This window comes from Spirillospora sp. NPDC046719 (assembly GCF_040645715.1).
In the GTDB taxonomy this organism is placed as follows: domain Bacteria; phylum Actinomycetota; class Actinomycetes; order Streptosporangiales; family Streptosporangiaceae; genus Spirillospora.
In genome coordinates, this window is sequence record NZ_JBEYYT010000142.1 from 1 (window position 1) to 21,797 (window position 21,797).

18 protein-coding genes are annotated in these 21,797 nt (G+C 73.8%); 11 read left to right on the forward strand and 7 right to left on the reverse strand.

The annotated features are described in order from the left end of the window. From ABZ914_RS23800 to ABZ914_RS23810, 3 genes are all read left to right on the forward strand, one after another. The coding region (locus ABZ914_RS23800; protein WP_500195745.1) for a carbohydrate ABC transporter permease at positions 1–869 on the forward strand (869 nt) is incomplete at its 5' end. Further along, positions 866–1,693, forward strand: coding sequence for a carbohydrate ABC transporter permease (locus ABZ914_RS23805; RefSeq protein WP_387031476.1), 828 nt, complete (start codon positions 866–868; stop codon positions 1,691–1,693). The genes ABZ914_RS23800 and ABZ914_RS23805, both read left to right, overlap by 4 nt. A gap of 2 nt (positions 1,694–1,695) precedes the next feature. Further along, positions 1,696–5,463 carry a glycosyl hydrolase gene (locus tag ABZ914_RS23810; RefSeq protein WP_500195747.1) on the forward strand — a complete coding sequence of 1,256 codons (3,768 nt, stop codon included), beginning with the start codon at positions 1,696–1,698 and terminating at the stop codon, positions 5,461–5,463. Here ABZ914_RS23810 and ABZ914_RS23815 read toward each other — a convergent pair. Beyond that, positions 5,411–6,193, reverse strand: coding sequence for a phytanoyl-CoA dioxygenase family protein (locus ABZ914_RS23815; RefSeq protein ID WP_500195748.1), 783 nt, complete (start codon positions 6,191–6,193; stop codon positions 5,411–5,413). The genes ABZ914_RS23810 and ABZ914_RS23815 overlap by 53 nt on opposite strands. Positions 6,194–6,284: 91 nt before the next feature. Between ABZ914_RS23815 and ABZ914_RS23820 the strand changes: the two genes are divergently transcribed. After that, on the forward strand, positions 6,285–7,139 hold the full coding sequence (locus tag ABZ914_RS23820; protein WP_500195750.1) for a helix-turn-helix transcriptional regulator: 855 nt from the start codon (positions 6,285–6,287) through the stop codon (positions 7,137–7,139). Positions 7,140–7,191: 52 nt separating this feature from the next. Here ABZ914_RS23820 and ABZ914_RS23825 read toward each other — a convergent pair whose 3' ends face one another. The 4 genes from ABZ914_RS23825 to ABZ914_RS23840 form a co-directional block, all read right to left on the reverse strand. Next, complete coding sequence (locus tag ABZ914_RS23825) at positions 7,192–8,223, reverse strand: dipeptidase (RefSeq protein WP_500195752.1); 1,032 nt, start codon at positions 8,221–8,223, stop codon at positions 7,192–7,194. A 60-nt stretch (positions 8,224–8,283) separates the two neighbouring features. Then, positions 8,284–8,781 carry a hypothetical protein gene (locus tag ABZ914_RS23830; RefSeq protein WP_500195754.1) on the reverse strand — a complete coding sequence of 166 codons (498 nt, stop codon included), beginning with the start codon at positions 8,779–8,781 and terminating at the stop codon, positions 8,284–8,286. 121 nt (positions 8,782–8,902) lie between these two features. Further along, the gene (locus ABZ914_RS23835) at positions 8,903–9,853 is read right to left on the reverse strand and encodes a sigma-70 family RNA polymerase sigma factor (RefSeq protein ID WP_500195755.1); all 951 of its coding nucleotides are present in this window, start codon (positions 9,851–9,853) and stop codon (positions 8,903–8,905) included. A gap of 10 nt (positions 9,854–9,863) precedes the next feature. Further along, a complete protein-coding gene (locus ABZ914_RS23840; RefSeq protein WP_500195757.1) occupies positions 9,864–11,093 on the reverse strand; it encodes an NAD(P)/FAD-dependent oxidoreductase in 1,230 nt (409 codons plus the stop codon). Positions 11,094–11,430: 337 nt separating this feature from the next. Between ABZ914_RS23840 and ABZ914_RS23845 the strand changes: the two genes are divergently transcribed. After that, the gene (locus tag ABZ914_RS23845; RefSeq protein ID WP_500195758.1) at positions 11,431–12,903 is read left to right on the forward strand and encodes a hypothetical protein; all 1,473 of its coding nucleotides are present in this window, start codon (positions 11,431–11,433) and stop codon (positions 12,901–12,903) included. 76 nt (positions 12,904–12,979) lie between these two features. Then, entirely contained in the window at positions 12,980–13,459 is a 480-nt protein-coding gene (locus tag ABZ914_RS23850) for a spore-associated protein A (RefSeq protein ID WP_433136063.1), read from the forward strand. 73 nt (positions 13,460–13,532) lie between these two features. Here the strand turns inward: ABZ914_RS23850 and ABZ914_RS23855 are convergent, their stop codons facing one another. After that, a complete protein-coding gene (locus ABZ914_RS23855; RefSeq protein WP_500195759.1) occupies positions 13,533–14,678 on the reverse strand; it encodes a PucR family transcriptional regulator in 1,146 nt (381 codons plus the stop codon). 232 nt (positions 14,679–14,910) lie between these two features. Between ABZ914_RS23855 and ABZ914_RS23860 the strand changes: the two genes are divergently transcribed. Then, positions 14,911–16,095, forward strand: coding sequence for a PucR family transcriptional regulator (locus ABZ914_RS23860; RefSeq protein ID WP_500195760.1), 1,185 nt, complete (start codon positions 14,911–14,913; stop codon positions 16,093–16,095). A 62-nt stretch (positions 16,096–16,157) separates the two neighbouring features. On the opposite strand, the gene ABZ914_RS23865 is transcribed toward ABZ914_RS23860, so the two are convergent. Then, entirely contained in the window at positions 16,158–16,886 is a 729-nt protein-coding gene (locus tag ABZ914_RS23865; RefSeq protein ID WP_500195762.1) for a FadR/GntR family transcriptional regulator, read from the reverse strand. A gap of 84 nt (positions 16,887–16,970) precedes the next feature. Between ABZ914_RS23865 and ABZ914_RS23870 the strand changes: the two genes are divergently transcribed. The 4 genes from ABZ914_RS23870 (at position 16,971) to ABZ914_RS23885 (ending at position 21,770) form a co-directional block, all read left to right on the forward strand. Then, positions 16,971–17,816, forward strand: coding sequence for a fumarylacetoacetate hydrolase family protein (locus tag ABZ914_RS23870; RefSeq protein WP_500195763.1), 846 nt, complete (start codon positions 16,971–16,973; stop codon positions 17,814–17,816). Between the two features lie 40 nt (positions 17,817–17,856). Then, entirely contained in the window at positions 17,857–18,783 is a 927-nt protein-coding gene (locus ABZ914_RS23875) for a VOC family protein (RefSeq protein ID WP_500195764.1), read from the forward strand. A 4-nt stretch (positions 18,784–18,787) separates the two neighbouring features. Beyond that, positions 18,788–20,329, forward strand: coding sequence for an FAD-dependent monooxygenase (locus tag ABZ914_RS23880; RefSeq protein ID WP_500195766.1), 1,542 nt, complete (start codon positions 18,788–18,790; stop codon positions 20,327–20,329). 142 nt (positions 20,330–20,471) lie between these two features. Then, complete coding sequence (locus ABZ914_RS23885) at positions 20,472–21,770, forward strand: MFS transporter (RefSeq protein ID WP_500195768.1); 1,299 nt, start codon at positions 20,472–20,474, stop codon at positions 21,768–21,770. The last annotated feature ends 27 nt before the right edge of the window (positions 21,771–21,797 follow it).

The following is a 21,797-nucleotide window of genomic DNA, read 5'->3' on the forward strand; positions in this document are numbered from 1 at the left end:
GCTTCCTGACGCCGCCCTGGTGGTTCGCGGCGCCCGCCCTGCTCGTGTACGTGCTGGTCGTGCTGTATCCGAGCGCCAGCGGGATCGTCTACGCCTTCACCGACTGGAACGGCATCGGCGACCGCTCGTTCAACGGCATCGACAACTTCCGGCGGCTGCTGCAGGACGACGCCGCCCGCGGATCGCTGGTCAACACGCTGCTGCTGACCGTCGCGATCGTCGTCGTCCAGAACGGCATCGGGCTGCTGCTCGCGCTGGGGGTGCACACCCGCATCAAGTCGCGGGTGGTGCTGCGGGTCGTGTTCTTCGCGCCCGCCGTCGTCAGCCCCGTGATGGTGGCGTTCCTGTGGAAGTACGTCTACAACCCGGCACCGGACGCGGGACTGAACGCGATCCTCGGCGGGCTCGGTCTCGGGTCGCTGCGCCAGGACTGGCTGGGCGACCCGTCGCTGGCGCTGTGGTCGGTGGCGGGGATGGTCATCTGGCAGTTCGCCGGCTACTCGATGGTCATCTTCCTGGCCGGGCTGGAGGGCGTGCCCGCGGAACTGCACGAGGCCGCGATGATCGACGGCGCCGGCCGGTTCCAGCGGTTCCGCAGCGTGACCTGGCCGCTGCTGGCCCCGGCGGTCACGATCAACGTGATGCTGTCGACCATCGGCGGGCTGAAGCTGTTCGACCAGGTCTACGCGGCCACGAGCGGCGGCCCCGGCCACTCCAGCGAGACGCTCTCGACCGTCCTGTACAAGCAGGCGTTCGTGTTCGGCAACTACGGCTACAGCACGGCGATCGCGCTGGTCCTGGCCCTGTTCGTCGCCGCGGTCTCGCTGATCCAGATCTACTACCTGCGCAGCCGGGAGGTGACCGCATGAGCCTGCGGTACGGGTTCCGCACCTTCCTGCTGGAGGTGCTGATGATCGCGGTCGCGCTGGCGTTCCTGTTCCCGGTGTACGCGCTCATCACGCTGTCGCTGAAGGACAAGCAGCAGATCGCCTCGGCGCCGCTGTCCCCGCCGACGTCGCCGACGTTCGCGAACTTCTCCGGCGCCTGGTCGCGGGCCTCGCTCGGGTCGGCGCTGCTGAACAGCACGGTCATCACGGTGGTCAGCCTGGTGGCGCTCATCGCCATCGGGTCGTTCGCCGCCTACTTCCTGGCCCGCTGCGCCACCCGGATGGGGTTCGTGCTGTACGTGCTGTTCCTGCTCGGCATCGTGCTGCCGTTCCAGCTCGGCATGATCCCGCTGTTCAAGCTGGCCGACTCGGCCGGGCTGCTCGGCACCTACCAGGGGATGATCATCTTCTACACCGGCATCCAGCTGCCGTTCACGATCTTCCTCTACACCGGGTTCATCCGGGCGCTGCCCGGTGACTACGCCAACGCCGCGCTGATCGACGGCGCCGGCCACCTCCAGGCGTTCACCCGGGTGGTGTTCCCGCTGCTGCGGCCGATCACCGGCACCGTGCTGATCCTCAACGCCGTGTTCGTCTGGAACGACTTCTTCACGCCGCTGCTCTACCTGGGCGGATCGGCGCGGGAGACCGTCCCGGTGCGGATCTTCGCGTTCGTGGGGCAGTACGTGTCGGACTACGGGCTGGTCTTCGCCGGCCTGGTGCTCGCCGCGCTGCCGATCATCGTGGTCTTCCTGGTGCTGCAGCGGTACGTGATCAAGGGCTTCGCGAGCGGGCTGAAGGGGTGAGCGTGGCCGCGATCCCGTCCCGGCTGCTGGCCGTCCTGGACGCGCCGCCGCCCGCGTACTCGCCGGCGCCCATCTGGTGGTGGAGCGGCGAGCGGCTCGACCGGCGGCGCCTCCGCGACCAGCTCGAACGGTTCGCCGAGGGCGGCGTCCGCAACCTGGTGGTGCTGAACCTGGCGCCCTCGGGACCGATGTTCGGCTCGGACGCCGACGACCCGCCGTTCTTCTCCGACGCCTGGTGGGACCTGCTGGACGCGGTGTGCGAGGACGCCGCCGGGCTGGGGGTGTCGCTCTGGTTCTACGACCAGCTCGGCTTCTCCGGCGCCGACCTCCAGGCCCGGCTGGTGCGCGACGTCCCCGACTACGCGGGGCGATGGCTGGAACCGTCCGGAACAGCGGGCGTGCGGGGCTTCGACTACCTGTCGGCCGAAGCGTGCGCGGCGCTGTTCGACCGCGTGCACGGCGAGTTCGCGCGGCGGCTCGGCCACCGGCTCGGCAACGTGATCGTCGGGTCGTTCCAGGACGAGCTGCCGTCGCTGCCGACCTGGTCGCGGACGTTCGCCGACGAGTTCGCGCGGCGCCGCGGCTACGACCTGACCCCGCACCTCGGGGCGCTGTGGGGGAGGGCGGAGGGCGGGGAAGGCGGCCGGGACGCCTTCCGGATCCGCCGCGACTACCACCTCACCCGCGCGGAACTGGCCGAGGAGGCGTTCTTCCGGCCGCTCGCCGAGTGGCACCAGGCGCACGGCCTGCTGCACGGCTGCGACCAGCAGGATCCGGCACGGGCCGGGCTCCCGGTGGACGGCGTCCGGATCTACGCCGACTACGCGCGCACGCACCGCTGGTTCGGCGCCCCCGGTTCGGACCACCACGGCGACGCCCGCATCCACTCGTCGCTGGCGCACCTGTACGGCCGGGACCGGACCTGGATCGAGGCGTTCCACTCCAGCGGCTGGGGCGGGACGCTGGAGGAGACCTTCGACTGGCTGCTTCCCTGGCTGCGGTCGGGCGCCACCCTCTACAACCCGCACGCCGTCTACTACACGACCAAGGCGGGCTGGTGGGAATGGGCTCCGCCGTCCACCGACTGGCGCCAGCCCTACTGGCGGCACCACCGGGTGTTCGCCGACGCGGTCACCCGGTTGTGCGCCGCGCTGTCGCTGGGAAGGCACGTCTGCGACGTCGCGGTGCTGTTCCCGACCGCCACCGCACAGGCCGGGACGCGCCTCGACGGCGTCGACCCGGACGCCGTCCGCGCCCAGGACGCCTACCGGAGCCTGGTCGGCGACATGGCGTGGTTCCGGACGGTCCCCGGCGCGCTCGACCGGCTGGGAATCGACGCCGACGTCGTGGACGACGACTCCGTGCAGCGCGCCGACGTCACGCGAGGGCGGCTGGACGTCGCGGACGAGTCGTACGGCACCGTCCTCCTTCCCGCGTGCACCGTGCTCGAAGGGGAGACCGCGCGCAGGCTCGCCGCGTTCGCCGAGGCCGGTGGACGCGTCATCGCGGTCGGTCCGCCGCCGCGCCACGGCGTCGGCGATCCGGACGCCGACGCGGCGGTTGCGAAACTCCGTGCCTTGGCGGAGGTCGTGGAGGACGCCGACGGCCTCGGAGCGGCCCTCGCCGCCGGCCGCCGCGTGGACGCACCGGTGCCCGCCCTCGTCCGCGAGGTCGACGGCGCCACCCTGGTCTTCGTGACCGCCGCCCCGTCCATGGCCAGCCGCGTGTCGGTGGAGCGTCCCGGCGAGCGCGGCGTCGACCTCGGCTGGCTCGACGTGACCTACGACTTCGACCCGGACCGCTACCTGCGCGACATGCGGGTGCGGGTGCGCGGCGTCCGGGGCCCGGCGTTCCTGGCCGGTCCGTTCGGAGGGCCGCCGCGGCCGCTGGAGGTCCGGGCGGTGGACGCGGCGTGGTCCGAGGTGGTCGTGCCGTTCGACGACGCGCCCGCCGCGCTGCTCATCTTCCCCGGCGGCGAGGACGGCGAAGGCGGCGAGGGCGGCGCGGACGCCGTGGACCGCACGGCGTCCGTCCCGGCCGAAGAGCCGCAGGCGGGTGAGGTCCTGGACCTCGGGACCTCCTGGACGATGGAGACGGTGCCGACCCTCGACAACTCCTGGGGGGACTTCGCCCGCCCCGCCGACCGGGACGTCCCGCTGGAATGCTGGAGCCTCCAGCACCAGGTGGAGGGCGAGACGGACTGGGCCGAGGCGCACGCCACGTTCGGCCCGCACGGCGTCTGGGCTCTGGAGTCCGAGGGCTCGTGGCACCCCGCCGTCTACTCCGACTCGCGCGGCATCCGCAAGGACGCCGTGCACCGCGACTTCCTCGGGCCCAAGGGGCACGTGCCGGAGGAGTTCCTCGACTTCGGTGAGGTGGCGGCCGGGGAGGCGGTGCTCTTCCGCGCGCGCGTGACCGTGCCGGCGGACGGCGGTCTCGTGGCGGTCGGCGCGGCGGCGGCCAAGACGCTGCTGGTCGACGGGGTAGAGGTCCCGCTCGACGACCGGGGGCACCTGGCGATCGCCACGGCCCCCGTCGCGGGCGGGGAGCACGACATCGAGGTCCGGTTCGTCCCGGACGAGGAGGTGCGGCTGCGCGCCCACCTCGCCGTGGTCACCGACCCCGGCCGCTACCGGCGACCGGAGTGGATCATAGTCGCCGGACCCGGGAGGCCGGGCGCGCGGGTCACGCTCACCGCACCCCGCGCCGCCGCGGCGGCCTCCTCCGGCCCCTCGGTCCTCCAGGTGGCCTCGGCGTCCCCCTGCCGGATCCTCGTCGACGGCGAGGAGGTCGGCCGCCAGGGCGGGTTCGACCCGTACGCCGAGCACGAGGTGCCCCGCGTCGGCCGCTACGCGGTGACCGGCGGCGAGGTGACGCTGGTCCTCACCGAGGGCGGGGCGCCCCCGGCCGTCATGGTGGACGGCGCCGTGGTCTCCGGCGCCGGGTGGACGGCCGCGCGCGACGGTGAGCCGGTGCCCGTCGTGCCGAGCCGCCGCCAGCACGGCGACCCGGCCTCGCTGCACCTGCGGCGGCGTCCCCATCCGCTGCCCGGCGCGGCCTGGCTCGATGACGCCGTGGACACCGGCGACGTCCTGCCAGCACGGTTCGCCGTTCCGGGCATCGGCCCGCGCGTCGAGCGGCTCCGCGTCACCGTGCCGCCGGGCGCCACGCGGATGGCCGTCGAGGTGCGCGGTGAACTGCTGGAGGCGCTCCTCGACGGCGAGCCGCTGGAACCGGGCCCGGAGATGCCGCTGCCTCGATCCGGCCAGGGCCGGGCGCCCGGCCGGAGGACGGCGGAGCTGCGGATCCTGACGATCCCCGGGCACCAGGCCGGCGCCGCGCTCGCCGGGCCCGTGCGGTTCACCGCCGGTCCCGGAACGATCGAGCTGGGCGACTGGGAGGACACGGGACTGGCCGGCTACAGCGGGGCGGTCCGCTACCACCGCCGCGTCGACCTGCCCTCGGCCCCGGCCGCGGCGACGCTCGACCTCGGGCGGGTGCGCGGCACCGCCGAGGTCACGGTCAACGGCGTGCACGCGGGCGTGCGGATCTGCGCCCCCTACCGCTTCGACCTGGGCGCCGCCCTGCGGGAGGGCCCGAACGAGATCGAGATCCTGGTCTGCGGCACGCTCGCGCCCTACCTCGACGAGGTGAGCCCGACCCACTTCGTCTTCCCCGGTCAGCGGGTCTCCGGCCTGTTCGGCCCGGTGCGCCTCCTCATGCCCACGGACGGGGAAACGCCTCGCCGTCCAGCCGATCTCCCGCCGTGAGGCCGAGGCCGTCGGTCACGGGGTGGGCGCCGCCGCTGAAGGCGGTCTCCGCGTCCATGTAGATGGTGACGTGCGCGAGCCGGGCCGTCCCCGTGCGGTTCGGCAGCGCCATGTGCCCCGTGTAACCGCTGTGGAAGGTGCAGTCACCGGCGCGCAGAGGGAGCGTGACGCGGGGCGCCCACCGCAGCGCCGGTTCCGCCGCGAACAGATCCTCCGCGTCGTGCAGGTCCTGCGGGCGGAGACCGGCGTGATGCTGGGTGCCGGGCAGGAACGTCATGCAGCCCCGTTCCGGCGGGACGTCGACCAGCGCGATCCAGGCGGACAGCGGCAGGCGGTCGCCCTGGTGCGGCCAGTACGGACGGTCCTGATGGAACTCCGTGGCGGTGTCGCTGTGCGGCTCCTTCACCAGCATCTGGTCGTGCCACAGCCGCAGCGGGAATCCGGCCAGTTGCTCGGCGATCCTTCCGAGCCGCCGGTCCAGGGTCAGATCCCGCAGCGTCCGGTCGCGCCGCCACACGTTGACCAGCTGGCTGAAGGCGCCGCGCGTCTCCAGGCTCTCGGCGCGATGCGCCTCCAGGTAGTTCTCGGCGCCGGCCCTGAACCGCTCGATCCGGGGCGGGTCGAGGACGCCGCGGACTCGGACGAAACCGTGCTCGCGATACGCCTCCACCAACTCCCGCGAGACCCGGCCGTCGGCTCCGACATCGCTGCTCGCCTGCTCGTTCACCATGAGGACTCCGTTCGTCGGGATGTGCCAAGCCTCGCCGGGGTACGCGGTCGAGGGCTAGGCCGATCCCGGCGAGGAGTCGTACGATCACGACATGCTCGCCACGCTGCACGAGCAGGCGCTGTTCGTCGACGGCCCGGTCTGGGGCGGCGTCCACCGCCTGAACACCGGGGTCGAGCCGCACACGCACGACTTCCTCGAGATCGCGGTCATCGGCCCCGGCGGCGGCCGGCACGTCACCAGCCACGGCGAGCGTCCGCTGCGGCACGGCGACGCGATCGTGCTGCGGCCGGGCGCCTGGCACGCCTTCGGCGACTGCGCCGATCTCACCGTCGCCAACTGCTGCCTGTCCGCCCGCGCGCTGCGGGCCGAGCTGTACCGGCTGCCGATGCTGCGCCGGCTGCTGTGGACCGACCCGGTGTCCCACGGCGCCCGCGGTGTGGCGGTCCGGTCCCTCGCCCCCTCGGACGCCGACGAGGCCATCGCGCAGATCGGCCTGCTCGAAGGGGACCTCGCGGCGGGCCGCCGCCGGACCGGCCGGGCGGTCGGCCGCCTGATGACCGTGCTGGGGATCCTGGCCGACGGCGCCGAGCCCGACCCCGGGGCGCTCGAACCGGCCGTCCATCCCGCGGTGGCCGCGACCATCGCGCGGCTCGAGGCGGCGCCCGCGGAGCCGTGGCGGCTGGCCGACCTCGCGCGGGCCGTCAACCTGGACGCCGCCTATCTCGGCCGGCTGTTCGCCCAGTGCACCGGCTCGACCCCGATGGGATTCCTGGCCCGGCTGAGAGCCGAGCGGGCGGCGGCGCTGCTGGTGAACTCGTCCCTGCCGGCCGCCCGGGTCGGCGCCGCCGTCGGCTGGGACGACCCGACGTACTTCGCCCGGCGCTTCAAGACCCTGGTCGGCCTGACGCCCACCGAATACCGGAGGCGTAACAAAGCCACGCACTAGCGGAGACGGCCGCCGCGAGGAACGGACGTCCCGGGGGCGTCCGGTGAGCGGGTCAGGAGAGGTGGGTGGTGAGCAGCCGGTGGAGGTTGCCGCCGAGGACCTTGCGGATGTCGGGCTCGGGCAGGCCGCGGGCGAGGAGTTCGTCGGTGAGCAGGGGCAGGCCGGAGGGCCCGGCCAGGCCGGGGAGGGTGGCCATGACGTCGAAGCCGGCGTTCGCGGCGGGGTCCTCGCAGCAGGGCGGGGTGAGGTCGGCGTAGACCTCGTGGACGAAGTCGGGACCGAGGCCGACGTGGTCGATCCCCGCCACCGAGGCGACGTGCTCGATGTGGTCGGCCAGGCGGGCGAGGGTGTAGCCGGACGGGTCGGCGGCCAGGAAGCCCGGCAGGAAGTTTACGCAGACCACACCGCCGGACGCCGTGACGCCCCGGATCTGGTCGTCGGTCAGGTTGCGGTGGTGGTCGCGCAGGGCGCGGGCGCTGGAATGGGTGGCGATCACCGGCCGGGACGCCAGTTCCAGGACGTGTTCCACCCCGCGGGCACCCAGGTGGGAGATGTCGAGCAGGATGCCGAGCCGTTCCATCTCGGCCACGGCCCGGACGCCGGCGGAGGTCAGGCGGCTCCCGGTGGCGTCCTCTCCGCTGCCGTCGGCGAGCGGGGTGCGTCCCCAGTGCGCCAGCGAGGCGACCCGCACGCCCAGTCGGTGCACGGTCGCGAGGAGTTCGATGTCGGCGTCCAGCCCGGGCATGCTCTCCAGCGCCAGGACCAGCGCGATCTTCCCCTCGGCCAGGGCCGCGTCGATCTGCGGCCCGTCGGAGCAGAGCCGGACGTCCTCGGGGTTCCCCTCGGCGATCACGTGGGCGCACTCGATCATCCGGAGCGTCTCGCGCAGCGCCCCCTCGGGCCTGAACTGGCTGTCGATGAACACCGGGAGCACCTGCAGATCGACGCCGCCGGCGCGCAGCTGCGGGAGCCACCGCTCCCGGAAGAACGACGCCCACCGCGCGGGCGGACGGGCCACCACCGCCATCAGCAGGTCGTTGTGCGCGTCGGCCACCACCGCGCTCTGATGCAACTCAGCAGGCATGACCGGCACTGTAACCCAGCGCATCCGGGTTCCCCGCAGGCAGCGGGCTCGGCCGGGCCGTCACAGCAGCGCGATGGGAACCCCGACGCACGCCGTCGACATGACGATGATGCACCAGGAGGTGGCGAGCCAATCGGGTTCGACCCGGATATCGGGCGTCAGTGCCTGGTCGACGAAGTTCTTCATCATTCGTCTGCGGACCGGTAGAACGGCGATCGGTATACAGCCGAGCAGAGTGCTGTAGAAGAACAATCCTTTCGAGACGGGAGACATCTCGACGAGGATCGACACCAGGATGACGACGCAGATGACGGGATAGAGGTAGTAGGTCTTCGCCTTCTGCTTGTTGAATCGTTGTTCCAGTGCGCTCCGCATGTCGTCGGAGATGTCGTCCGGAAACACGAGCCCGGCGAAGAGCGCTGGGAAGGTGACCAAAGGCAGCGCCGAGGCCGTGAGAGCTATCAGCCACCAACCGGCGACAGGAATGGACCATAGGTCTGGCAAGACGCCCTCCGGGGAAGCGGAAACGTTCATTGCCGACCAGACTTCCCGGCGCACCTGGGGCGGATCGTAGCAAGGACGGCGGCTCCGAGGCCAGGTCGGGCCGCTCGGCGGCGAGACGCCCGCGCGTGCGATCCGACCCCGGGGGCGCTGCGCCCGGCGCCGCGGTCGGTACGGGTCACCATTGATAGATGAGTGGCGTGTCAGGCTCGCGCCGCCGCCAGGCCTCGGTGAGGCGGGCCAGGCGGGCGGGGGCGGCGATGCCGCGCACGGTCGCGATCCTGCCGCCAGCGAGGTCGAACGTCACGGAGCCGATGACCTGGTCGCCGACCACGAAGAGGAGAGCGGGGCCGCCGTTGACCAGGGCGTAGTGGACGGCGGGCGTGCCGCCGGCGAAGCGCCGTTTCGCGTCCGTGGGCGTGAAGCCGGCCCGTGCGACGGCGGCGATGCGCCGCGGGGTGTCGTGCCGCTGAAGCCTCCGGGTCAGCCCCGCGCCGTCGGAGACCGCGGTCGCGTCGTCGGTGAGCAGCGCCACCAGCCGTTCGGTGCGGCCCGAGGAGGCGGCGGCGAAGAACTCCTCGACCACCCTGCGGGCGTCCGCCGGGTCGACGGCACCGCCGCGCCGCGCGGCGGTGACGCGGCGCCGGGCCCGGTGGAGGTGCTGCTGGCTCGCGGACTCGGTGATGTCGAGGATCTCCGCGATCTCGGCGTGGCTGTGGGAGAACGCCTCGCGCAGGACGTAGACGGCCCGCTCGGGCGGCGACAGGCGCTCCATCAGCGTCAGCACGGCCAGGGAGACCGATTCGCGCTGCTCGACCGAGTCGGCCGGGCCGAGCATCGGGTCGCCGTCCAGGAGCGGTTCGGGCAGCCAGGCGCCGGCGGCGCGTTCGCGGCGGGCCCGCGCGGAGCGGAGCCGGTCGAGGCACAGGTGGGTGACGACCTTGGTCAGCCATGCCTCCGGAACCTTGATCCGCCGCCGGACCGCCGCCTGCCAGTGCAGGAACGCGTCCTGCACGGCGTCCTCGGCGTCGGCGGCGGAGCCCAGCAGCCGGTAGGCCAGCGAGGCCAGCCGGTTCCGGCTGGCCTCGAACCGGCCGGTGTCGAAGCGGACCGCGCCCGGGCCCTCCACCCCGGCCACCCTAAGACCCGGCAACCCGCCCGCCGTCCGCGCGGGCGGCCGCCTTGCCGGCGGCCGGGCCCGGCGCGGCGGCCAGGCGGTGCCTGCGCCTGGGCACGCCGAAGGTCGGGTGCGAGGTGGCCCACAGCGACGTCGTGAGGATGCCCGCCTTGAGCCGCGCGGCCTTCCGCCCGCCGATGTGCTTCGGTTTCGCGCGCCCTTCACCGTCGATCAGCTGGAGGATCCCGTCCCGCCGTCCGAGGCTGATGTGGTTGTAGCCGTAGGCCAGCTTGGTGTTCGCGATCTCCTGTCCGGTCAGGCGTCCCACGATCGCCTCGATGGCCTGCCGGCCGGTGTAGCCGGCCGAGGCGCACGACATCGGAAGCGGACGGCCGTTGTCGCCGATGGCGTGGGCGCTGTCACCGACGGCGTAGACGTCCGGGTGCGAGACCGACCGCATGGTCCGGTCGACGACGATCCGGCCGCTCTCCGTGACCTCCAGCCCGCCGGCGGCGGCGATGGGGCCGACCGCGAACCCGGCGGTCCACACGGTCGCGTCGGACGCCAGGACCGTGCCGTCGGCGCACAGCACCCGCGCCGCTTCGACGGCCTCGACGTCGGTGTGCTCCAGGACGGTGACGCCCAGCCGGTCGCAGGCCCGGCGCAGGTGGCCGCGGGCTCCGGGGGAGAGCCGGGCGCCCAGCTCGCCGCGGGCGATCAGCGCCACCGACAGGCCGGGTCGGGACTCGGCGATCTCGGTGGCGGTCTCGATGCCGGTCAGCCCGTCGCCGACGACCAGCACGCGCCCGCCTTCGCCCCGCCCGGCCAGGCCGTCCAGGCGCTCGCGGAGGCGCAGTGCCGAGGGCCTGGCGGCGACGTCGAAGGCGTGCTCGGCCGCGCCCGGGACGCCGTGGTCGGCGCCGCGGCTGCCGAGCGCGTACAGGAGCGTGTCGTAGCCCAACTCGCCACCGCCGTCGGCGTCGGCCACGGTGACGGTTCGGCGCTCGGGGTCGACGGCGGTGACACGGGCGACGCGCAGCCGGATCCCCGTGCCCGCGAACACGTCGGTGAGCTTCGGTGCCTCGATCTTCCGTCCGGCCGCCAGCTGATGCAGCCGCAGCCGCTGGACGAAGTGCGGCACGGCGTTGACCACGGTGATCTCGGTGTCCGCCGCGGACAGCCGGCGGGCCAGGGTCCCGGCCACGTAGGCCCCGGCGTAGCCGGCGCCGAGGACGACGATGCGGTGCTTCATGCGATGCTCCCGTCGGTTCGCTTGCTTTCGGGAGTTGAGCGGAACAGCGACCCGATTGCTGACAGGAACCGCATGTGGCATGGGTCACGCGCCAGATCGGGCGGCCGCGCGTCGCCGAGGCTAGAGCGATCCGCCGGCGTCGATGACGTGGGTGCGGGAGGTCGGCGGGTTCCTGGAGTTCATCCGTTGGCCATCGGGACGACGCGTGGACATCGGCAGGAGCTGGCACATTCTCGCCATGTCTGCGGGTCTCAGTGCCGACGCCGAGCGCGCGGCGCCGTCAGCCTCGGCGGATCGCCGCCGCGCGGGTTCGGCGTGGCTGCTGCCAGGAGGTCTGGTGCTCGCCTGGCTCGTGGTCCTGCTGACCCATCTGCGCACTCCAGTGCCGTCCGACCAGCTCAACTACATGGAGGCCGCGGCGCGGTTCCCGAGGCCGGTCGAGGTCACCACGGAGATGCACCAGGTGACGCGGTTCGGGCTGATCGTCCCCGCCCGCCTGGCCATCGCCGTGTTCGGGTACTCGCAGGCCGCCTACGCGACCGTGCCGGTGCTGGCCACGCTGACACTGCTCGTCGGCACCTTCGCGCTGGGCACGGTGCTGTTCGCCCGGCCGGTGGGGGCCGCCGGCGCCCTGGTCGTGGTCGCGGCGACCCCCGTTTTCGCCGACTCCACGGACCTGCTGCCCGACGTCCTCGCGGCCGGGCTCTTCACCTGCGCGGCGGCGCTGGCGGTGTCCGCCGCCCGGCGGCCGGATCCGCCCGGCAGGGCGCTGCTGCTCACGGTGGGAGCGCTGCTCGGCTGGTCCTACCTGGCCCGCGAGTTCGTGGTCTTCATGTGGCCGGTGGTCCTGGTGGTGCTGTACCGCAGGGTGCGTGTGGCCGGAATCCTCTGGGTGCTTCTCCCCATCGCGGCGATCGGAGCCGCCGAACTCCTGCTGTGCTGGCGGCTCTACGGCGACCCGTTGGCGCGGATGCTGGCGATCACCGGGCACGGACAGCGTGCTTCGGCGCCCGACATCGCGTCGACCTACCGGGACAAGCCGCGGATGCTGTACGTCCTGCGGCTGCCCAAGACCCTGCGGACGTATCCGGACGGCGGGCTTCTCGTCGCGCTGCTCGGCCTGACCCTGCTGGGCGGGCTGCTGCGTCCGCGCCGGATGGCGGTCCCCGTCGCCGGCTGCGCGCTGCTGTGGGTGCCGCTCACCCTGCTCGGCGGCGTGCTCGACCCCAGCGCCCCCAAGCTGCGGCTGCAGCTGATCCGGTACTGGTTCCCCATCTTTCCCGAGTTCGTGCTGGGCGGGTTGGGGCTGCTCTGGCTCGGGGCGGTGTTCCTGGCCGACCGGCTCCCGGACCGCGCCCGGCCGCGGCTCTTCCTGCCGGCCGCGCTGGTGCTGGCCGTCGCCCTGATCGGCTCCGGCGCCGCCGCCCGCACCGGGGGGCAGGCGCCGTCGACCCGGGCGGGCGGCGGCACCCAGATGGAGTCGCTGCGGTCCTGGATGCACGACCACGGCAACCCCGGCTCCCGGGTGTGGGCGGACCCGCGCACCGGCAAGGTGCTCCGGGTCTACCAGCACGGCGCATGGGGCGGGCGGGCCTGGTCGACCCGGATCCGCGCCGTCCGTCCCGGATCCGAAGGGCCGCGGCGGGGAGACCTTCTCGTGCTGTACGACACCGACGGCGGACGGCTGTGCCAGGTCTGCCAGAAGGCCGCACAGCCCATGCTGAACGATCCGACCTGGACGGGACCTCGCTGGCAGCAGGTTTACGGAACTCCCGACCGCGTCATCCGCGTGTACCGCCTCGCGCAGTGAACGGCCGGGCAGGACGAGCGGGGGACCGCCGGCGCCCCGGCACCTCGCCCGGAGATCATCCAGTGATCATCTGGAGTTGGCCCGGGCGTCGTCGTCCGCGAAGGACGATCTTGACTGCTCCGGCACGCCGCCGGAGCGGAAGGAGATCAGCGTGATGCGCAAGGCCGCCCTCGCCCTCGTCACCTCCGCCGCCGCGGTCGGCGCCGCCGGCGTCGCCCTGGCCGCGCCCGCCTCGGCCGCGACCTCACCGGCCGCCGTCTGCGGTTCGGGCTACTCGGTCATCGACCACAAGGCGCTGACCGGCTCGACCGTCTACCTGCTCTGGAACGGCTCGTCCGGCCGCAACTGCGTGGTGACGGTGAAGACCACGTCCGTGGGCACCAAGACGCGCACGGGCGCCTACCTGTACGTCCAGGGGAGCAGCCCGATCGAGGACACCGACAGCTACGCCTACTACGCCGGTCCCGTCTCCGCGCCCGCCCTCGGCAAGTGCGTCCAGTGGGGCGGCGGCACCAACAGCCAGTTCTGGTACAGCGGCTGGACGCACTGCAGCTGACCTTCGGGAATCCCGCCGGGCCCGGACCGAGCGATCGGTCCGGGCCTTCGCGCGTCCCGCGCCGGACGCGGCGCTAGAGCAGGGCGCGGGCGGTCATCGCGGCGTCGAGGAGGCGCACGCCCTGAGCCGCGGACAGGTCGAGGCCGGTGAGCTTCGCGATCTTGCCCAGGCGGTAGTCGAGGGTGTTGCGGTGGATCCGCAGCTCGGCCGAGGTACGGCTGCGGTTGTGGCCGTGGCGGACGAACGAGCGGGCCGTCTCCATCAGCACGGGGTTCGCGGCGAGGGGGTCGAGCTTGGCGGCGAGGCGGGTCAGCGCGCGGCCCGGCCTGGTGAGCTGGTATTCGAGCAGGACGTCGTCGAGCCGGTAGAGGCCGGGCGGCAGGCGGAGGCGGCGGGCGAGGTCGGCGACCTCCTCCGCCTCGCCGAGCGCTTCGGGCACGGCGTCCAGCGTGTCCGCCTCGGCCGCCGCCGCGGTGACGGCGCGGGCGGTCGCCTCGCCGATCCGGGCGAGGAGCGCGGGCAGCCGCGCGAACGCGTCCGGCGCGCGGGGGAGCAGCACCGTCCCGCCGTCGACGGTGAGCGCGGCCAGCACGTCGGCCTGCTGGTGGGCGTCCAGGACCGACTGGACGCGGCGGATCGTGCTGCGGGCACCGGCCTCGCCGGGCGCCAGCCGCAGCAGGACGACGAGGTAGCCGGACGCGAGCGCCACGCCCGACTGCTCGGCCAGCTCGGCGGCGGGTTCCCCGGACAGCAGCGCGGAGACCAGGTCGCGGCGCAGGTCGCGGCGCTGCCCCTCGATCTGCTGGTGCTCGTGCAGGTGGGCCAGGGCGACCGCGGGCAGGACGCTCGCGAGGTACCGGAGGGTGTGGACGGCATAGCGCCGCATCTCAGGCGCGTCGGCCTCGCCGGACAGCAGCTCGAACTCGGTCATCGAGGCGACCAGGTACGCGGCGATGGCCGCGTCCAGCGGCAGCCCGTCCGCCGCGCGCCGCGCCGACCAGTCGATGATCTCGGTGAGCTCCGCGGTGTTCGGGGCGCGCTCCTCGCGGAGGGTCCTGGCGATCAGCCGGGTGGTCTCGGTGAACGCGCGGTGCACCTCGCCGTCGAGCAGCTCGCGGGGGAGCGCCCGGTAGAACGGGATCTCGGTGGCGCAGCGGTCCACGGCCGCGCGGGTGAGCTCGTTCAACCGCGCCGTCATGCGGTCCTCGATTCGGGACATCGCCCAATTCTTCCACTCCAGAATTGCCGCTGATGCGCACAGACAGGGGTCCTGGAACCTGGCAGCTTGTGCATTTGCCACCCCTGGTTCGCCTCGCCGGTCTCCGCCGGCGGAGGCGCCCGGTGGCCGCGCCGACCACCGGCCCGTTCCCGGGAGAGGAGACCGCTTGACGTCACCGGCACCGCTCCCCGCTGCCGAGGCACCCCCCGTCCCGGCCTCCGGAAGGTCCCTTGTGGACGGGGACGAGCTGATCAGGGAGCTGCGCAAGCGCGTCCCGGACACGGCCCGGGCGGCCGTCCGGAGGATCGAACGGGAGCTGCCCGGCTACGTGCGCGCCCATGACGGCAGGTACGCCCGGGTGCTGGCCTTCTCGGTCGAATGGGCCGTCCGCCATTTCGTCGGCCTGCTCGGCGACCCCGGCCCGCCGTCCGCCGCCCTCACCGGCCACTTCCGCCGGCTTGGAGCCGGCGAGGCCCGAGAGGGCCGGAGCCTGGAGACGTTCCAGGCCGCGTTGAGGATCGGTGCCGGCGTCGCGATCCAGCGGCTCACCGAGGAGGCGGAGTCGCTCGGCGCCCCCGTGACGCCGGCGACCGTCGTCCACGTGACGCAGGCGGCTCTCGGGTACCTCGGCCGGCTCGCCTCCGCGGCCGCCGAAGGGCACGCCGAGGCCGGCGCCCAGCGGACCGGGCGGTTCCGGGCGCGGCGGCGCGCCCTGCTGGAGAAGCTGGTCGAACGCGACGCGGAGCTCGCGCAGATCCGGCTCCTCGCCGCCGACTGCGACTGGCCGGTGCCGCGCACGGTGGCGGCCGTCGCGCTGTCCGCGCCTCCGGGCGCCCCGGCGCCCCGCCTCGTCCTGCCGGCGGACGTTCTCGTCGGCCTTCATCTGGACGACCCGTGCCTGGTGGTCCCGGACCCGGACGGCCCGGGACGCCGCCGCGCGCTGGACGCCGCGCTGGCCGGGTGGGTCGCGGCGGTCGGCCCGTCCGTCCCGGTGGGCCGCGGCGCCCGGTCGCTGCTGCTGGCGCGCCGGGTGCTGGCGCTGGCGCGCGACGGCGTCATCGAGGCGCCGTCGCCGATCACGGCCGCCGACCACATCCCCGTCGCGATGCTCGACCGGTCGCCGGAACTGGCGTCCCTGCTCGTCGACCGGAAGCTCCGCCCGCTCCTGCGCTCCCCGCGCGTCCAGGCTCGCGAGAAGCTGGCCGAGACGTTCCTGGCCTGTATCGAGAACGACTTCAGCGCGACCGAGGTCGCGGCCCGGATGAACGTGCACGCCCAGACCGTCCGCTACCGCCTGCGCCAGCTCGAGGCCCTGTTCGGCGACGACCTGCACGACCCGGCCCAGCGCCTGGAGTTCCACCTCGCCCTGCGCGTCTGGATCGCTCCGCACGCCGGCGACGGCCCCGAGCTGTCCTGAAATACAGGATGCTGGTGTTGTATTGCGGGACGGTGTAGCCTGGCCGGGCTCGTCCAAGGAGGTCAGTGCGAACCGGCGGTCCTGTGGTCGTGGATGATCCGCATGGCGGTCCCGTGGTCGTGGGCGGCGAGGGCGTCGACCAGGGCGGTGTGCAGCGCGTGGCGTTCCCTCAGGTAAGGGGTGAGGGGGCGTTCGCCGTCGGGCCGGACGGACCGGGTGTGGGCCTCGATGAGGTCCAGCAGGCTCGCGTACAGCGAGCGCAGCAGGACGTGCGGGCTGACCGCGGCGATGCGGGCGTGCAGCCGCCAGTTCGCGTGGACGAACGCGGTGGCGTCCTCGGCGTCGGCGGCCCGCCCCATGTCGTCGCAGATCTCGCGCATCTCGGCGATGTCGGCGCGGGACGCGTGCCAGAGCGCGTCCTCGATCAGCAGCGGGTCGAGGGCGTCGCGGATCCGGATGGCCTCGGCGACGGACGTCCGCTCGGCGTCGAGGGCCAGCATCGAGTTGCCGAGCCGCACCATCGGGGACTGCTCGGCGGCGAACAGGCCGCCGCCGGGGCCGGGCCGGACCGCGACCAGGCCGCGGGCCTGCAGCAGGCGGAGCGCCTCGTTGAAGGTGCTGACCGAGACGCCGCACAGGGCGCGCAGGTCGCCCTTGGTGCCGAGCCGGGCGCCCGGTTCGGCGGCGCGGACGAGTTCGGCGATCCGGTCGGCGGCCTGCTCTGCGCGGCCGGTGCCGGCCGCCCCGTCGGCGTGTACGGGCACCCGTTCCTCCTCTGCTGAATTCGTCATGCACATTAGCAGGCCGATCTCTTGACGCCCGATGGGACCTGGATGCATTATCGCCCTAATCATCATGCTGAATTAGGAGTGCGGATGCGGATCGGGAACCTCGGCGGGCGGTTGGTCATCGTGCGGGACGGCCGGGCCGTGGACGTCGAACGGGCGAGCGGCGGCCGGTTCGCGGCCGACCCGCAGGCCGTCTACGCCGACTGGGAGGGCTTCCGGGACTGGGCCGCGTCGGCCGGGCTCCCCGGCGGCGCCGCCTTCGACCCGGCCGAGCTGGGGGCGCCGGTGCCGGCGCCGCGGCAGGTCTTCGCGATCGGGCTGAACTACCGCGAGCACGCCGCCGAGTCCGGCTTCGACGCGCCCGAAGGGCTGCCGCCGGTGTTCACCAAGTTCGCCACCAGCATCACCGGCCCGGTCACCGAGGTGACGCTGCCGCCGGGCGGCCACACCGACTGGGAGGTCGAGCTGGTCGCCGTGATCGGCCGGCCCGCGCGCGACGTCGCCGAGGACGACGCCTGGGACCACGTGGCCGGGCTCACGATCGGCCAGGACATCTCCGAGCGGGTGACGCAGCTGGCCGGTCCCGCCCCGCAGTTCAGCCTGGGCAAGTCGTTCCCCGGCTTCGCCCCGACCGGCCCGTGGGTCGTCACGCCCGACGAGTTCGACGACCCCGACGACCTGGAGCTGACCGCGGCGATCAACGGCGAGGAGGTGCAGAAGGGCCGCACCCGCGAGCTGATCTTCTCGGTTCCGCTGCTGGTCGCGCGGCTGTCGGCGGTGCTGCCGCTGCTGCCCGGCGACCTGGTCTTCACCGGCACCCCCGCGGGCGTCGGGCTCGGCCGCGACCCGCAGCGCTGGCTCGCCCCGGGCGACGAGCTCGTCAGCCGCGTCGAGGGCATCGGCGAGCTGCGCCAGCGGTTCGCCTCCGCCTGACCGTCTCAGGCTCCCACCCCATCGAGCAGAGGAGACGCCCATGCCCCTGCACCGCCTGATCTCGGTCGCCATCGGAGTGCCCAACGTCGCGGAGACCGCGGACTACTACACCGAATTCGGGTTGCGGCCCGACACCGGAGGCTGGTTCGGGACCCGTGACGGCGGGCGCCAGCTGCGCATCGTGCCGAGCCCGGTCCGCCGGCTCGTCGAGATGCGCGTCGGCGCCGACTCGCCCGACGACCTGGGCGCGGCGGCCGCCCGCCTGGACCGGCTCGGCGTGACCTGCGACCGGTCCGCCACGACCCTCACCGCGGTGGAGCCCGTCACGGGCGTGCGGACCGTGGTGGAGGTGGCGCCCCGGCTGCGGCAGGAGGCCGTCCCGCCGACCCCCTACAACGGGCCCGGACGGTTCGAGCGGACCGGCACCCGCGCGCCGGGCGTCCTGCGCGCGGACCCGGTCCGGCCGCGCAAGCTCGGCCACGCGGTGCTGGCCACCACCGACTTCGCCGCGACCACCGCGTTCTTCCGCGACGGCATCGGCTTCCGCACCAGCGACATCATCAAGGACGCCGGCGTCTTCCTCCGCTGCTCCACCGACCACCACAACCTGCTGGTGCTGGCCGCCCCCGTCTGCTTCCTGCACCACACCTCCTGGCAGGTCGACGACATCGACGAGGTCGGACGGGGCGCGTCGGCGATGCTGGAGGGCCACCCCGAACGCCACGTGTGGGGCCTCGGCCGCCACCACGCGGGATCCAACTTCTTCTGGTACCTCAAGGACCCGGCCGGCAACTTCTCCGAGTACTACTCCGACCTCGACTGCATCCTCGACGACCAGCTCTGGACGCCCGAGACCCTCGAAGGCGCCAAGGGGCTGTTCAACTGGGGCCCGCCGCCGCCCCCGTCCTTCCTGCACCCCGACGACCTCGCCGACCTCATGACGGGCGCCCATGGCGCGGGGCGGTGACCGCGTGACCGACGGATCCGCGCACCGGGTTCCGGTGCTCATCGCCGGCGGCGGCCCGGTGGGCCTGGCGGCCGCTCTGGAGCTCGCCCACCACGGCGTCCCGTCGCTGGTGGTCGAACCCCGCGAGGAGGTGTCGTGGCTGCGGCCGCGCGCCAAGACGACCTCGGCCCGCACGATGGAGCTGTTCCGCCGCTGGGGCCTCGCCGGCGCCGTGCGCGAACGGGCGGCCCTGCCGGTGGCCTGGTCCGACCAGGCCGTCTTCACCACCGGGCTGCTCGGCCGCGAGATCACCCGCTTCCACGGCTGCTTCGGCCTCGACCTCCCCGGGGACGACCTGGTCGCCGAACCCGGGCAGCAGATCCCGCAGCCGGCGGTCGAGCAGGTGCTGCGCGAGGCGGTCGCCCGCTCGCGGCACGCCCGGCTCGTCACCGGCCGCACCGTCCGCGCCGTCCACGAGGACGACGACGGCGTCACCGCGACCGTGACCGCGCCCGACGGCACCGCCGACCGGATCCGTGCCGCGTACCTGATCGGCGCGGACGGCGCGTGGAGCACCGTCCGGGAGGCCATCGGCGTCGCCTACGAGGGCGCCGCCGACGAGCGCCCCAACTTCAACATCGTCTTCCGCGCGCCCGGCCTCGCCGAACGCGTCCCGCACGGGCCCGCGGTGCACTACTGGGTGCTGCACCCGAGCCGTCCCGGGCTGGTCGGCCGGCTCGACCTGCGCGACACCTGGTGGTGCATCGCGCAGGGCGTCACCCGGGAGGAGGGCGAGGCCGATCCGCTCGCGCTCGTCCGCGGGCTGGTCGGAGCCGACGTCGACGCCGAGATCGTCGCGACCGACCCGTGGAAGGCCAAGATGCTGCTGGCCACGGCGTACGGCACCCGGAGGATCTTCCTCGCCGGCGACGCGGCGCACCTGAACCCGCCGTGGGGCGGGCACGGCTTCAACACCGGCGTCGGCGACGCGGTCAACCTCGGCTGGAAGCTGGCCGCCGTCCTGTCCGGGTGGGCGCCCGAGACGCTGCTGCGCAGCTACGAGCACGAACGCCGGCCCGTCGCCGCGCAAACGATCGCCGAAGCCGCCCGCAACATGGCGACCCTCGCCCCCGAACTCGCCGACCCGCGGCTGGCCGGCACCGACGCCGAGTTCGCCGCCGCCCGGCCCGCGGTCGCCGAGGCCGTCCAGCGCACCAAGCACGGCGAGTTCCACAGCCTCGACCTGGTGCTCGGCTACACCTACCAGGGCTCACCGATCGTGGCCGGGGACGCGGGCGGGCGGCTCCCGCACCGCTGGCTCGCCCCCGGCGACTCCCTCTACGACCGCCTCGGACGCGGATTCACCCTGATCGCCGCCCCGTCCGCCACCGGCACCCCGGCCTTCGCCAAGGCGGCCGCCGACCACGGCGTCCCCCTCGAGATCGTCGGCGACCCGCAGGCCGCGGGCCTCCGGCTCGTCCGGCCCGACCAGCACGTCGCCTGGACCGGTGACGACCCCGCCTCCGCGCCGGAGATCCTCCGGCGGGCGGTGGGCCACCTCGACTGACGCGCCCCGAAACGCACCGACGCGCCCGGCCCGCGGCCGCGCGCCCCGCGAGTGCTCCGTTCGGTCGCTCCTGCGCCGTCTCTTTCCGAACCCCGCGCGACTTCCGAACCCCGCGCGACCCACCCCTGCGTAAGGAGATCCGATGTCCCCCACCCCAGAGCGCGCCGGCGGACGGCAGGCCGGCGTCCTCGCCCTCGCCTGCCTCATCCTCTTCGTGGACGGCTACGACGTGTTCGCCATCGGCACCGTCGGGCCGAGCCTGATGCAGTACCGGCCGTGGGGCGCCACCCACGACACCCTCGGGATGCTCGGCAGCGTCACCGCGCTCGGCATGCCGTTCGGATCGGTCCTCGCGGGCTGGGCCGCCGACCGCCGCGGCCGCCGCCTGCCGCTGACCGTCGCCGTCGTCTGGATCTCCGCGTCGATGGTGGCGGCGACCTTCGTGCCGTCCCTCGGCCTGTTCGCCGCCGCGCGGTTCTGCACCGGCGTCGGCATCGGCGCGCTCGCCCCGCTGGTCAGCGCCTACGTCACCGACACCGCGCCGCCCCGGCGGCGGACGCTGCACCTCACGATCGCGCTCGGCGCCATGGGGATCGGCGGCACCGCGTCGGCCCTGCTCGGCCGGCTGCTGCTGCCGGGCGTGCACTTCCAGTGGCTGTTCCTGTTCGGCGCTCTGCCGATCCTGCTCGTCCCGGCGATCCTGCGGATGGTCCCGGACGGTCCGGTCGGGCAGCACGGTGCCATCGGCCAGCACGGTGCCGTCGAGCAGGCCGGTCCCGTCGGGCAGGCCGGCCGGCGGCGGGGGCTGGCTCGCCTGGCCGAGCTGTTCACCCCGGGCAGCCGCCGCGCCACCGTCCTGTTCTGGTGCGCCTCCTTCATGAGCATGGCGCTGGTCTACAGCACCACGGCCTGGCTGCCCGCGGTGATGATGAAGTCGGGCTACGACCTCGGCTCGTCGCTGGAGTTCACCATCGCCTTCACCATCGGCGCGACCGCGGGCGGCCTCGGCGGTTCCGTGATCGCCGACCGCGGCCACCTCAAGACCGTCACCTTCACCGGATTCGTGCTGGCGGCGGTGGCGCTGTTCGTCCTCAGCACCCCGCAGCCGCATGTGCTGCTCCTGCTGGTCTCGGCGCTGGCCGGGCTCGGCACGCTGGGCGGCCAGAACATGGTGATCGCCTGCATGACGGCGTTCTACCCGGCCCGGTCGCGCGGCACGGGGCTCGGGTTCGGCCTCGGCTTCGGGCGGCTCGGAGCGATCGCGGGCCCGTCCTACGTCGCGGTGGCGACCGACCTGTTCACCTCGTCGAAGGCGGGGTTCTTCGCCTTCATGGTCCCGGCGGTCCTCGGCGCCGCCGTGATCGCTGCGCTGCCCCGCGTCCTGGGGCCGGCGCCGGAGACGCGGGCCACCGGTCAGGAGGCCGCGCCCGTCGTCCCCTGACCTGGAGACCGAAAGGCCGGCCCGGTG